At 35.2% G+C, this 14,334-nt stretch carries 12 protein-coding genes; 1 reads left to right on the forward strand and 11 read right to left on the reverse strand.

Annotation, left to right across the window (positions count from 1 at the left end; all coding sequences use genetic code 11):
• Positions 1–175 precede the first annotated feature (175 nt).
• The 11 genes from RM51_RS18315 to RM51_RS18365 form a co-directional block, all read right to left on the reverse strand.
• A complete protein-coding gene (locus RM51_RS18315) occupies positions 176–1,165 on the reverse strand; it encodes an NAD(P)H-dependent flavin oxidoreductase (RefSeq protein ID WP_228375832.1) in 990 nt (329 codons plus the stop codon).
• A gap of 91 nt (positions 1,166–1,256) precedes the next feature.
• A complete protein-coding gene (locus RM51_RS18320) occupies positions 1,257–2,621 on the reverse strand; it encodes a peptidylprolyl isomerase (RefSeq protein WP_039372985.1) in 1,365 nt (454 codons plus the stop codon).
• 87 nt (positions 2,622–2,708) lie between these two features.
• Positions 2,709–3,632, reverse strand: coding sequence for a PfkB family carbohydrate kinase (locus tag RM51_RS18325; protein ID WP_039372988.1), 924 nt, complete (start codon positions 3,630–3,632; stop codon positions 2,709–2,711).
• A gap of 28 nt (positions 3,633–3,660) precedes the next feature.
• Positions 3,661–4,218: a gliding motility lipoprotein GldD gene (gene gldD, locus RM51_RS18330; protein ID WP_039372990.1), complete on the reverse strand. Its 558-nt coding sequence runs from the start codon at positions 4,216–4,218 to the stop codon at positions 3,661–3,663.
• A 44-nt stretch (positions 4,219–4,262) separates the two neighbouring features.
• A complete protein-coding gene (gene mutY, locus RM51_RS18335; RefSeq protein WP_039372992.1) occupies positions 4,263–5,297 on the reverse strand; it encodes an A/G-specific adenine glycosylase in 1,035 nt (344 codons plus the stop codon).
• A gap of 34 nt (positions 5,298–5,331) precedes the next feature.
• Positions 5,332–5,778 (reverse strand): hypothetical protein, encoded by a 447-nt coding sequence (locus RM51_RS18340; protein WP_131667101.1) that lies wholly within the window; start codon positions 5,776–5,778, stop codon positions 5,332–5,334.
• 85 nt (positions 5,779–5,863) lie between these two features.
• Positions 5,864–7,225: a DUF5458 family protein gene (locus RM51_RS18345; RefSeq protein ID WP_039372997.1), complete on the reverse strand. Its 1,362-nt coding sequence runs from the start codon at positions 7,223–7,225 to the stop codon at positions 5,864–5,866.
• A gap of 23 nt (positions 7,226–7,248) precedes the next feature.
• A complete protein-coding gene (locus RM51_RS18350) occupies positions 7,249–7,797 on the reverse strand; it encodes a type VI secretion system contractile sheath small subunit (RefSeq protein WP_084111225.1) in 549 nt (182 codons plus the stop codon).
• Positions 7,798–7,953: 156 nt separating this feature from the next.
• The gene (locus RM51_RS18355) at positions 7,954–10,053 is read right to left on the reverse strand and encodes a M13 family metallopeptidase (protein WP_039372999.1); all 2,100 of its coding nucleotides are present in this window, start codon (positions 10,051–10,053) and stop codon (positions 7,954–7,956) included.
• 155 nt (positions 10,054–10,208) lie between these two features.
• A complete protein-coding gene (locus tag RM51_RS18360) occupies positions 10,209–12,236 on the reverse strand; it encodes a M13 family metallopeptidase (RefSeq protein WP_039373001.1) in 2,028 nt (675 codons plus the stop codon).
• Positions 12,237–12,349: 113 nt separating this feature from the next.
• Positions 12,350–13,600 (reverse strand): CinA family nicotinamide mononucleotide deamidase-related protein, encoded by a 1,251-nt coding sequence (locus RM51_RS18365; RefSeq protein ID WP_039373003.1) that lies wholly within the window; start codon positions 13,598–13,600, stop codon positions 12,350–12,352.
• 98 nt (positions 13,601–13,698) lie between these two features.
• Here RM51_RS18365 and RM51_RS18370 point away from each other — a divergent pair, with 98 nt between their 5' ends.
• Positions 13,699–14,175 (forward strand): DUF7832 domain-containing protein, encoded by a 477-nt coding sequence (locus tag RM51_RS18370; protein ID WP_039373005.1) that lies wholly within the window; start codon positions 13,699–13,701, stop codon positions 14,173–14,175.
• Positions 14,176–14,334: the final 159 nt, after the last annotated feature.

A 14,334-nucleotide genomic window follows, 5' to 3' on the forward strand; every position in this document is an offset into this window, starting at 1 on the left:
CTTTAAATTTTATTTTAACCATTAAGGAGAATTAAATTTTTAAGCAGAGTTAAGATAGAAATCTATAGATCTTCTTAAGCAGCAGGCTGATCTTAATACTCTAAACCTCTTAAAGTTCTTAATGGTTAAGATTTTTATGCTTTTTGTTATTTAATTAACTACTATTTGGCTTGCTCTATAAGCTTGGATTATTTGCTTCTTCAAATTCTTTTAATAAATTTCTAAATACAACATCTACAGGAAGAATATCATCAATTAAAGCGGAAACCTGCCCTATTTCCAGCTCTCCTTCTTCCATATCACCTTCAAACATTCCTTTCTTAGCTCTTGCACGACCCAGAGAAGCGATCAGAGACTCTTTGTTTCTTCCTACGTTATAGATATCTTCCAATTCATTAAAAAACTTATTTTTCACCATTCTTACAGGCGCCAGTTCTTTTAATGTTAAATGGGTATCTCCTTCCTGAAGTTCAGTAATTTTATGTTTCCAATTGTCATGGGCACTTGCCTCAGTTGTTGCGGCAAAGCGAGACCCAATCTGAACACCATCTGCACCAAGAATCATCGCTGCTTTCATCTGAGAACCTAATGCAATTCCACCAGCTGCAATTAATGGTTTTGAGATATGTTTTCTCACATTTGGAATTAAACAAAACGTTGTGGTTTCATCTCTTCCGTTGTGACCTCCGGCTTCAAAACCTTCAGCAACTACGGCATCTACTCCTGCATCTTCACATTTCATAGCAAATTTTGTGGACGAAACTACGTGAGCAACTTTCAATCCTTCTTTTTGAAGGGCTTCTGTATAGGTTTTCGGGTTTCCGGCTGAGGTAAAGACAATCTTCACTCCTTCTTCCAAAATAATATGAATGACTTCATCCAAATTCGGGTACAGCATAGGAACGTTTACACCAAATGGTTTATCTGTAGCCTGTTTACATTTCTGAATATTTTCTCTTAAAATATCAGGATACATGCTTCCCGCTCCGATTAATCCCAATCCCCCGCAATTAGAAACCGCAGAAGCAAGTCTCCAACCGGAATGCCAAATCATCCCTGCCTGAATAATAGGATATTGTATATTAAATAGTTGTGTAATTCTATTTTGACTTTGCTGCATTTCGTGAAGTTTTTTAGCCGAATTGAAATCTATAAAATTGCTCATGTTGTAAAAATACTAAAAACAAGGCTTCTGCAAAGTGTTTCGGCACTTTTTTGCAGAAAAAAACCTTCAGAAAAATCTGAAGGTTTTTTACTTATTTTTTAAGAGATTCTTTTTTCCAGTTTCCTTTAAAACTACAAGAATCGTAACGGCCATCTATTGAAATAAAGGTTGTCGGCAATTTGGAATTGACAAACTTCTCAATCATTTCATTTTTCTTTTTATTAAGAGCCATCTGTTTTATTCTGTCGTAGTCTGTTTCTAAAGTAATCTTGTGAGTAGGAATTTCATCTTCAATTTTGATGATTTTCACTACTTTTCTTTTGTTTTCGTCATCTTCAAAAGCTGTAGTGATATCTCCTTTCTTAAGACCAGCTAATTCATAAGTAATTACTCCCGGAATGCTTTCTCTTTCAATTTTACTTGAACCATCTGCTCCTGGAACCAATCCTCCGTTAAATTTAGTTCTCTTGTCATCTGAAAATCTGAACGCAGCATCTTTAAAGCTAATTTTTCCATCTGCAATAAGAGTTCTGATACTGTCTAATTTCTTCTTAGCTGTAGCAACTTCTTCGTCTGTAGGAGTAGCCATCAATAAGATGTGTCTTGCTTCATACATTTTACCTGATTTCTTCACCAATTGGATAATGTGGTAACCAAATTCAGATTCTACAGGATCTGAGATTTCCCCTTCCTGCAGGTTTAATGCTGCTGCTTCGAAAGGCTTCACCATTTGACCTTTATAGATGTTTTTCATCAATCCTCCATTCGGTGCAGAACCTGGATCTTCAGAGTATATTCTTGCCTGACTTTCAAAAGTTTCACCTCCAAGAATGTCTTGTTTTACTTTTTTAAGTCTTTTGATTAAATCTTCTTTATGAGCTTCCGTTAATTTAGGATACATCATGATTTGCCCTAAAGACACTTCGTCTTTAATTTCCGGCAACTGTGTTTTGAACATATTATAGAAGTCAGTCACTTCATTTGGCGTAACGTCAGCTTTTTCTGTAATTCTCTGATATTTAGCCTGTCCGTAATATTGGTCAGTATCTATCTTCTCGATTACGTTTTTCATCTCATAACCGTTTCTAAACTTATAAGCTGCCAACATTGTTTTCTCGTCCGGGAACTGAGAAAGTAACTGCTGATATTTTGCATTTGCCCCTTCTTTTAAAGCTGCAGATCTATTTTCTATTAATGTATCTCTTTTAGCTTCATATACTAAAAGTTTATTATTAATTAAGTTCTCCAAAAACTCACATTTATCTACGTTGGCAACTCCCTGCTGCTTTCCATAATTCATTTGCTCTTCTACATCAGATTCCAGAACGATCTCATCTCCAATTACCGCTGCAATACCGTCTATTAACTGACCCTTCTTAAGTTGAGCCGTCACATTTGTAGAAAACATCAGCACGAAAATCCCAAAAAGAAAAGTGATTTTTAGTTTATTTATCATTTTACTATTTTAAACAAGTTGCAAATTTAGAATTCTTAATCAATTAGACTAAATTTTTTATTATAAATATTTCTTAAAAAGCTTTATTTATTGTAGTTCAACATCAAAAGTTGTTAATTCTTTGAATTGTCTCAATCTGCTGAACATATCTGCTTCGCTTACTTCCTGAATTCTTTCAGTTCCGAATTTTTCAACAGTAAATGATGCCATTGCAGATCCCACAATTAATGCAGATTTCATCGTTTCAAAATCAATCTTATCTTTTTTAGCAAGGTAAGCTGCAAAACCTCCTGCAAAAGTATCTCCCGCTCCTGTTGGATCGAATACTTCTTCTAACGGTAACGCAGGAATTGCAAAAACATTGTTATCATGGAAAAGTAAAGCACCATGCTCTCCTTTTTTAATGATCACATATTTTGGACCCATTGTATGGATTTTTTTAGCTGCTTTTACTAAAGAATATTCTCCTGAAAGCTGTCTTGCTTCTTCGTCATTGATTGTAATTACGTCTGTTTTAGCAATCATATCCATCAAGATATCCCAAGCAGAATCCATCCAGAAGTTCATCGTATCAAGAATTACCAGTTTTGGACGTTTGTTCATTTTTTCAAGAACAGACAACTGAACTCCCGGGTGAAGGTTTCCTAATAATAAAATCTCAGCATCCTGCATAGAATCCGGAATTTTAGGATCAAAATTCTCCAACACGTTTACTTCAGTAGCTAAAGTATCTCTAGTATTTAAATCATTATGATATTTTCCTGCCCAGAAGAATGTTTTTCCTTCTTTTACGACTTCAAGTCCTTCGATATTTACATCTCTGTTTGTAAACATATCAAGATATTCCTGAGGGAAATCTCCTCCTACTACAGAAACGATTCCGGATTTCACTCCTAAAATAGAAGATGTGATTCCGATATAAGTGGCTGCACCTCCTAATATTTTATCTGTCTTACCAAATGGTGTTTCAATTGCATCAAATGCAACACTTCCTACAACTAAAAGTTTCATATATGTTTTAATGTAAATTTTAAGAATTTTAATTTTTCCATTCGAATGTTTCCAGCAAGTGCTTCATATCCTCTTTGATATAATTTACAGCCGGAGCCAAAGAATCGGGTTTTGGTCTTGTATTGAAGTAAAGATACCCCGTTACAAAATGTTTTGTACTGTCTGTAGCGTAGAACTGCAGATTGGAAGCACTTTGCCCTTTCAGTTCATAAAAATTACCAAAGACTTTTTTCTCAGGATATTCAAATGATTTTGTGTCTATAGAGCTGGCTTTCACCGTATGCTCATACACCATTTTTTCTGCTTCTTTCAAATGATCTACGAAATCATTTTTAATCGGAAAATAGGTTATAAATACCTTAGCTTTCATTTTAGGATAGTTCAGATAATACCAACAAGGCTTTTTAGCATCGGTAATTTTAGCAAAATCTGAATATTCGAAAGTGTATGCACAGTTGCTCTCAAATTTTTGATATTTTGGAGCAGGATACTCCAAACGAAGTTCTCCATATGGTTTGGGAACAGAGTCTTTTCCACAAGACACTAAAACTAAGGCTATAAAAATAAAAATGATGTTTTTAATCATTTTGCAAAAGTACAAATTAGATTTCAGATTTTGAAAGACAAATTTCAGTCTTTCAATGAGTTTTGAATATAGTTTTCCAAAGGTTTTGGAAACGACTTTTCGTGGAAGTTTTCAAAGTCAGAAATTAAATACTGATTTGAATCTTTCAGAGCCTCCCAAACGGATGTTGAAGTTACTTCAACATCAAAAATTTCTATCGATAAATTCTTATGGGTCAGCTTATGATTAATATTTTTTACTCCTTTAATGAAAGATTGCAGTTCCTCAGAAATTTCAGGTAAAAATTCAAACAACTTTTTCCAGATAAAGTCATCTTTTCTTTGCTGAATTAAGAACTCCCCGTTTCTGTGAACAAAGTAATAGGTTAATTGAAGATTTTCTGCTTTTACTTTTTTTGTTTTTACTGGAAAAGAAGAAATTTTATCTAAAGAAAAAGCGATGCAATCCGTGTCTACAGGACATTCTCCACAAAGAGGATTTTTAGGCTTACAGATTTCTGAGCCTAAATCCATCATGGCCTGATTGAAATCTCCGACTTTTTCAGGCATAATTAAAGTTGCCAGTTCGGAAAAGTAATTGAAAGCCCTAGAATTGGATATATCGAAATCATCAGCGAAAAAACGACTTAGAACTCTATAAAAATTCCCGTCAACTGCAGGCATTTTTCCGTTAAAGCAAATACTTGAAACCGCAGCAGCAGTATATTTCCCTACTCCTTTCAGTTTCAAAATTCCTTCATACTCGGAAGGGAAAACACCTTGATAATCGGTCATAATCTGTTTGGCAGCCTTATGAATATTGATCGCTCTTGAATAATATCCTAATCCTTTCCAATGTAGTAAAACCTCATCTTCATCAGCTTCTGCCAATGTTTTTACATCCGGAAATCTTTTGATAAAATTATTGTAATGATTTAGCCCCTGATTTATTCTGGTTTGCTGAAAAACGATTTCACAAATCCAAATTTTATAAGGGTCTGTTGTTTTCCTGAAAGGCAAATCTCTTGCATTGTTTTTATACCAACGAAGAAGCGTATTACCGATATGCTGAAAGTCTGAACTATTGCTATTCTTTTCCAAAAATCCTGCTCATTTTTATGGTGGCAAAGATACTTTATTTTTTGACTTCAAAAATGGGAGCTCCTTTCACCCACTGATATTTAAGGTGTTTTTCTTCTGCAATAAATCGAAAGCCTTCAAGTTTTTTCAGATACACATAGATTGCCGAATCTTTTTTTAGCACTAATTTTTGATTAGACAAAAACTGAAGCGGATAAGTGATTACTGAATCTCGTGTTGCTTTTAATACAGTTCCGGAATCAACTTTATAAATAAAAATGGGTTTTCCACGACCTGAAGAGTTGTCTGTAAGTTTGATTTTTGATGTAGCAATCACTATTTCACTAGCGTCAAAACATTCGTCTTCGTTCATGACATAAGCTTTGCCTTCTTGTCTTTCATCTGCAAAAAGATCGACTTTATGTTCAATCTGTGGCTGTTTTTCTTCACAGCTCACGACAAGTGCTATGAAAAATACTGATAAAAAGCTTATCATTTTCATATTCATCTGATTTTTGGTGGTTTGATATAGAAAAACCGATGTTTGTATAGCATCGGTTTTTCATCAATTATTAAGTGTTGTTGTATTATTCTTGTGAGTATTCAGCATCCCATTCGTTTCCGTCATCTCCTTTGTGTCCGTCTAGTTTAATAACGAAACTTTTGGTAGGGAAATAAGGCGTCAAACGAATATCTAACCAAACTCTGTCTTTGTTTACTTTGTCTTGCTCAAAACGAACAATTTTAAATTTCTCGATCAGTTTATCCGGTCCTTTGATACCGTCTAGGAAAGTCACAATTTGTCTTCTCAAATCGTCTTCGTTTCTTGCATTCCAGTTTTCAAAAGCTCTTCTGTTTAAGAAATCCAGTAAAACTTTAGTTACATAGTCGAATACACGAACCACCGAATAGGTCTGAAGCCCGATATTATCTCCTGTAAATAATGTTTTTGCGGAGAACGCCATGATTTTACCGTATTCATTGACCATAGGAACCAATCCCATTTTTTCTAACTGAGAAATTTCACTTTTCTTCAACTCGAATTTTACAGCATCTACTTCGTTGATATTCCCGTGTTTTTTACCTGCTGCAACCTGAGACATCAGTGTTTTATGAATTTTCCCTGCTAATGAAGTTGAAGGTGGAAGTTCTACATTTTCTTCTTCGCCTACTTCTTCTGCTTTTCCACGACCAACAAGCCAGTTACACGTCATAATCACGTTACTTCTGTGCAATTCGCCTCCTGTAAGGTTTGCAGAATGGAATAAATCTACCACATCGTCCGGTTTGTCAAGGTTTGCAAAGTCTGTAACCATCATTACCTTGTTTTCGTTACAGATTTTCGCCCACTTTTCAATCACTTTGTTTGATCCCAAATACCCAGGAATCGCAAGAATTGAGTAGTTATCTCTAAGATCTAAACGGTCGTAATAGTTCTTAAATTCTTCTGCAATCGCATCAATATATAACGGATTATCTAAGTCTGAAACCTGATCTAAGCTTGCATTCACAATGCTTACATTATCTACTTTATCAAGCTCTGTATTTTTATAAAACTGAGCAACCGTTCTGTAATTAGTTTCTAATAATCGAACAGCATCTAATGTATTTTTCAGATTTGTTTTTAGGCTTTGATCTGCGTTTTGTGCTTTATTTTTGCAGGTATCTGCCATTTTATCTGCAGACTCGTTGCCTTCTAAAAGATTCACCCAAAGGTTGATCTTTTGTAGCAATTCTTTTCTTTCGTCTCCTTTGTTATTATCGTTAAGGAAGATTTCTTTCCTAGCTTTTCTTGTAGGATTCATGTTGGCGATGCCATCTACAACAGATTCAACAAAACCGAAGCCTCCTATTTTATTGAGCTCGGCAAGAGGATTTCCTTTTGGTTGTCCCGCGTGTTGCTGTTGTCCTTGTTGTTGGCTTTCAGCTGCCTGTAATTTACTATCCATGATGTAATGTAAAGTCTTTAAAATTATTTTTCAAGTTCTTGTGCCACTTCTTTCAACACTTCCACAAATGCAGCTCTTGTCTGATCATTTTCTAACATGTTACGCAGAATTTTATTCGTCTTTAGCTGGCGAACAATTTTATTATATTGCTCCTGCTCCATGCTGAGCTGCTGCAAATAATCTGATTTCTGAGTAAGATTTTTGGGAGTGAAATCCGCAAGATTTTGAAAACGGAATTCTTCTTCCACTATATTGCCGTCTTCTGTTTCATGCTGTACATTTACAGAAGGTTGGAAATGTTTGAAGACATCATCCACAGTTTTTAATCCTGTTACAATTTCAGGGGTATAAGATTCGTCGGTTGTAAGCTGGCTTACTATCAGAGATTTATTTTCCTGTATTTCCTGAATAGCTTCATTAGCGTCTACTTTTACTTCGTTTCCGCCAACACCATAATTAAACATTGCCATATTATTAATATTTTGAGATTTTCTGTTTTGGTGTGAATTGGTTTTATCTGAATCAAACAATTGTCCAATCCAAAGTTTAAATTTAAAAAAAAACTGTAACATACAAAATTTTGTTAAGATTTTTTCTTGAAATATTTAATAACTCTTATCATTAAGTATCTTATTATTATCACTTTATGAAGTCACTAAACTATGAAAAATAAACAAAAAACGCACCATTTCTGATGCGTTTTTCTTTCTAACAATTGCTTGGTTATATTACCAAATTTTTATTCTTTCTTCTGGCGCTTTATACATTTTATCACCTGGTTTTATATCAAATGCTTTAATGAATGCATCCTGATTCACCAACGGACCAAATGCTCTGAAAATTCCCGGAGAGTGTGGGTCTGTTTTCACCTGATTCACCATATATTGTTCCGTAGCTTTGGTTCTCCAAACAGTTGCCCAGCTCATAAAGAATCTCTGATCTTGGGTAAATCCGCTAATTAATCCCGGATTTCCTTTGTCTTTAAGATACATCTGAAGCGCATCGTAAGCTACAGCAACTCCTCCTAAGTCTCCGATATTTTCACCACTTGTAAATTTACCGTTTACAAAGCTTCCTTTTACCGGTTCGTAGCTGCTATATTGTGCTGCCAACTGACCTACTTTTGCATCAAAGTTCTTACGGTCTGCATCCGTCCACCAGTTATTTAAGTTACCATCTCCGTCGAATCTTGAACCACTGTCGTCAAATCCGTGAGAGATTTCGTGACCGATAACGGCACCAATTCCTCCAAAATTAACTGCAGCATCTGCTTTCGGATTGTAGAAAGGCGGCTGTAGAATCGCAGCAGGGAAAACGATTTCGTTATTTGAACCGTTATAGTAAGCATTTACTGTTTGCGGAGTCATTCCCCATTCTGTCTTGTCAACTGGTTTTCCTACTTTGTCTAAGTTTTTCTGATATTGCCAAGCTGAAACGTTCTGTAGGTTGGAATATAAAGTGGCACCTGATTTTGGAGATTCTACTTTTAACTGAGTATAGTCTTTCCATTTGTCAGGATAAGCAATTTTTACCGTGAATTTGGACAGTTTTTCCTGAGCTTTTACTTTTGTTTCAGGAGACATCCAGTCCATATCATTGATATGTTTTTTGAATGATTTCAAAAGATAGTCGATATAGGTTTCCATCTGAGCTTTTGCCTCAGGCGTAAAGTATTTTTCAACGTATAATTTCCCAAAAGCTTCGCCAAGAACTCCGTTTACAAGAGAAAGTCCTCTTTTATTCATCGGGCGCTGCTCTTTTTGCCCCTGAAGATATTTAGAATAGAAATCGAATCTGATCTGCTCTAAATTATCATCAAGATTACTTGCATTCCCGTTGATCAGGTGGTATTTCAGATAGTCTTTTACTAAAGGAAGGTTATTCTGTGTAAGGAACGAATCCATATTCTGATAATATTTCAATTCGCCGACGATTACTTTATGGGTATTTACTCCGGCGTCTTTTAAATATTTCGGAAGGTTGATGTTTTTAACCAACGCAGGCAGCTCTGATACATTTTTTGGATTGTATCTTAAATTAGCATCTCTGTTTTGCTCAAGCGTTAATAGATAATTCGCCAATTTCTTTTCAAAATCCACTACATTTTTTGCTGCAGCATCAGAGTTTTTATATCCTAAAACTCCGAACAGTTTCCCAACATAAGATTGATATTCGGCTAATGTTTTCGTGTTGGCTTCGTTTACTTTTTGATAGTAATCTCTTCCTAAACCTAGATCCGGACCGCCAAGATATACTGCATTCATAGTAGAATTCTTCATATCTGCTCCTACTCTCCATCCATAGAAAGAATTGTCTCCCAGTTTTGTAGCTTCCAACAGATATTTTTGAAGATCGTTCAGGTTTTTAATGGCATCAATTTTTGCCAAATCTCCTTTGATAGGAGCTAAACCGTCTGCATTTCTTTTAGCAGTATCCATAAAAGAAGCGTACAAGTTCTGAATTTTCTGTCCTTCAGAACCTGCTGTATAATTTTCGGATAAAATTTTGTTTAAAATATCCAAAGAAGCATCATCCACATTTTCTCTCAAGGCATTGAAAGAACCCCAACTCGCTTTATCTGAAGGAATCTGAGTGGTTTTCACCCAATTTCCGTTCACATAGCTAAAAAAATCATCTTGCGGACGAACAGCTTTGTCCATATAAGACAAATTGAGTCCTTCTTCTTTTACTTCCTCTTTTTTCACCGGATTTACAACTACTTCTTTCATCGCTTCAGGTTTTTGAGTTTCGGCAGTTTTTGTCGTACCACACGAGTTTAAAAATACCAAACCAGAAAAGGCAAGTATTCCAATATTTAGCTTTTTCATTAAAGATAATTTTTGATTTTACACAAACTTACCAAATATACGAATAGTTTATTAATGATAAATTATGCTCTTAATGATCGCTTATGCTTTATCAATTATCATTCATAAAAAAACCGCTCATTTCTGAGCGGTTTTGAATAGTATTGATCCGATGATTACCAGATTTTAATTCTGTCTGAAGGAGCTTTGTATAGTTTATCTCCTTGTTTTACGTCAAATGCTTTATAGAATGCATCAACATTGATGATAGGACCGAAACTTCTGAAATATCCAGGAGAGTGCGGATCTGTTTTCACCTGATTGATCATATATTTCTCACTTGATAAAGTTCTCCAAACGGTTGCCCAGCTTAAGAAGAATCTCTGATCTTGTGTATAACCACTGATTGAACCTGGGTTTCCTTTGTCTTTAAGATACATTTGCAATGCATCATAAGCAATGTTTACCCCACCTAAGTCAGCAATATTTTCACCGTTTGTGAAAGTTCCGTTTACGAAAGTTCCTTTTACCGGCTCATATTTATCATACTGAGCAGCAAGAGCTTTTGTTGCTTTTTCAAAGTTTGCTTTATCTTCTGGAGTCCACCAGTCAACCAAGTTTCCGTCTGCGTCGAACTGTGCTCCTGAATCATCAAATCCGTGGCTCATTTCGTGACCGATAACTGCACCAATTCCACCGAAATTAATTGCAGCATCTGCTTTAGGATTGAAGAAAGGCGGCTGAAGGATTGCAGCAGGGAATACGATTTCGTTGTTTACCGGGTTGTAGTAAGCATTTACAGTCTGTGGAGTCATTCCCCATTCTGTTTTATCTACTGCTTTTCCGATTTTTGCTAAGTCTTTGTTATACTGCCATTCTCCGATGTTCTGAAGGTTGCTGTATAAGCTTCCTCCTTTAGCTTCAGAAACGATATTCAATTTAGAATAGTCTTTCCATTTGTCTGGATAAGCAACTTTCACTGTAAACTTGTTCAGTTTTTCCATTGCTTTTACTTTCGTTGTAGAAGACATCCAAGCTAAGTTGTTGATGTGAACAGCAAAACTTTTCTTTAAATAGTCGATCAACTCAACCATTTGAGCTTTAGCTTCAGCAGGGAAATATTTTTCAACGTATAATTTACCGAAAGCTTCTCCTAACGTTCCGTTGATTAATTCATATCCTCTCTTGTTAAGAGCTCTTTGTTCCTGCTGACCTCTTAAATATTTACCATAGAAAGCAAATTTCATGTCTCCCAATTTTTCACTTAGGTAAGAAGCGCTTCCGTGAATCATGTGGAACTTCAGGTAATCTTTAATTACAGGAAGGTTTTGAGCATTGATTAATTTATCAAAATCTTTATAGAAACCGATTTCCCCGATAATTACTTTATCTGTGTTTACTCCCACTTTTTTAAGGTAAGCCGGAAGATCAACTCCTTTTACCAACGCTGAAAGTTCAGCCATTGTTCTTGGGTTGTACTGAAGGGTATTATCACGGCTCTGCTCGTTCGTAAGGTAAGTTTTTGCTAAACTTTTTTCGTAATCTACGATCCCTTTTGCAGCTACATCAGCATTTTTGTATCCTAATTCTTTTAGCATAGAAGCTACATACTTTGTATATTCTGCAATAGCTTCTGTATTTTTTTCGTTTACTTTCTGGTAATAATCTCTTCCTAAACCAAGAGATGGGTTACCCAAATAAACCGCATTCATTTTAGAGTCTTTCAGATCTGCATCAATTCCCCATCCGTATAGAGTATTTTCACCTTCTTTTGTTACGGAAATCAGGTAATTTTGAAGATCTGCAAGGTTTTTAATTGCATCAATTTTCTTGATATTTTCCTGAATAGGCTTGATTCCATCAGCATTTCTCTTCGCCATATTCATATATGTCGCGTACAAATCCTGAATCTTTTTCCCTTCTGTTCCATCAGCAAACTTATCTTTCAAAAGAGAGTTCAGAATGGTCATCGAGTTATTGTCTGTGTCATCAGCCAATTTGTTGAAACTTCCCCAAGTTGGTTTATCAGAAGGAATTTTGGCAGTTTTCATCCAAGTTCCGCTCACGTAGTTATAAAAATCATCTTGTGGACGAACTGATTTATCCATCAAGCTAAGGTCTAAGCCTTTGTCTGTAGCCTGAGCGCTCACTGTCTGTGAACCAATCCCTGCTAATAAAGCCAAAGAAAGTGTTAATTTTTTCATTTCTAATTACAATTTAACAATATGTATATTTTTTTTCCAATTTGTTACTAAGAATTTTTGTTTTCTCAAAAACCTTCTTAACCATTGATTTTATTCAGTTTACTTATCTGTTTTTATTCAGAAATTAAAAGTCCTACCAAGTCCTGAATAATTTTCTGTGAAACAAAATTCATGAAATCCAGTCTTTCAAGATGGGGCATGTATAATTTTGAAGTTATTTCTTTATTATCAATTCTGATGGTATAAAAAACAGTTCCGATGTCTTTTCCGTCCTCTCCTTTTCCCGGTCCTGCAACTCCTGTAGTAGAAAGTGAAATATTGGTTTTGAATAATTGTTGACAACCTTTTGCCATTTCCGAAGCCACCTGCTCACTCACGACTGTAAATTGATCTACCGTTTCTTTTTTAACCTTTAAAATCTCAATTTTCTTTTCGGTTGCATAAGCTATCATTCCTCCAAAATAATATTTTGAACTCCCTGAAACTGAAGTGATCATTTTTGCCAATTCACCTCCTGTACAGCTTTCTGCCGTAGAAATTGTCAGCTTTCTCTCTGTTAAAATCTCTGCAAGAATTTTCTCAATTTTATCTTCGGAAGTTGCAATCACATTGTCTTTAATTAAAGGCAATAATTTCTGAATTTCTTCTTCCAGTTGCTCCTGTAACAGTGTTTCGTTTTCTCCATTTGCTGTCAGTCTCAATTTCACACGAGTTCCAACCGGAAGATAAGATAAAGCTAAATTTTCAGGTAAAGCCAATTCCCAATCTTCGATGGTATCTGCCAAAATACTCTCTGGAATGCCAACAACAGAAATAATTCTTGTTGAAATATAATTCAGTTTAAATTTTTCCTGTAAGAAAGGAACAATTTGGTCTTTTATCAGAGGTTTCACTTCGTAAGGAACTCCCGGTAAACTGAACAATAGTTTCCCATCCTGTTCCATCATCATACAAGGAGCGGTTCCAAAATGATTCTGGAAAACGGTAGATTTTGTAGGAACAAAAGCCTGTTCGCGATTTCTCTCCAGAATTTCCAGACGGCCGCGTCTTTCCATATAATTTTTAAGGTGATTAAAAGTTGCCTCATCCAACGCAATTTCATCATTGAAAAATTCGGCGATCGCTTTCTTCGTTTTATCATCTCTTGTAGGGCCTAAACCACCTGTAGTGATAATTAAATCACCCATTTCAAAAGCTGATGCAATAGCATTTTTAATCGTTTCTATTTCATCTGAAATGGTGAAAATCTGAGAAACTTTAATTCCTATATTTTTAAGTTCAGTAGCAATGAAGTTAGAATTGGTATCAATCGTATTACCGGAAAGGATTTCGTCACCAATAGTAATCAGAACAGCATTTTCCATATGTATTTTCGAAAAAATATTTTTTACAAATGACGGAAAATTCTATATCACGGGCAATATAAATTGATTTTTTCTATTTTTGGCGAAAATTATAGAGTATGTCTAAATATGATGATGCTTCATGGCATTATGGTGGTGATTTTCCTGAAGGTCTTCCTGAAAAAAACGGAGCAACCCATACAGGAATGTTTCTGAACTGGTGCATTAATCACGATTTAATCTCCGATGAATTGAAGGAAGACGCAAATGAGGAAATAGAAAAATTAAAAAGAAGGGAAATTACAGGTGCAGAGTTTGTAATGAATACCTTGGATGAAAAGTTTTCCGAAGATGATTTAAATGATCTGGGAAATCATTTTGCCAAAGATTATTATGCAGATGACACCGATTTTGGAAATAAGTTCAGTTCATTTGCTGATGATTTCATCAATCTTTTTGATACGAAAGCCGAGGAATATGATTATGAATATGAAACTTTTTATCATATTGAAGATACCTACGAAAATTATGATCTCATGAAACAGCTCATCGATCATCGTTTTGAGGAATGGAAAGAGTATAAAGCGCTGAATTAGGAGCTTATTTTGTCATTCTGAAAGAAGCGAAGCGTATTGAAGAATCTCTGTAATTGAAACAGATTCTTCACTTCATTTTATTTCGTTCAGAATGACAAAATATATGAATTGAGTTGTTTCACAGTATAATGAAACTACCCCGTCTTTTTGCTTTCGCAA

The organism is Chryseobacterium taiwanense, from assembly GCF_000813825.1.
Taxonomy (GTDB): Bacteria; Bacteroidota; Bacteroidia; order Flavobacteriales; family Weeksellaceae; genus Chryseobacterium; species Chryseobacterium taiwanense.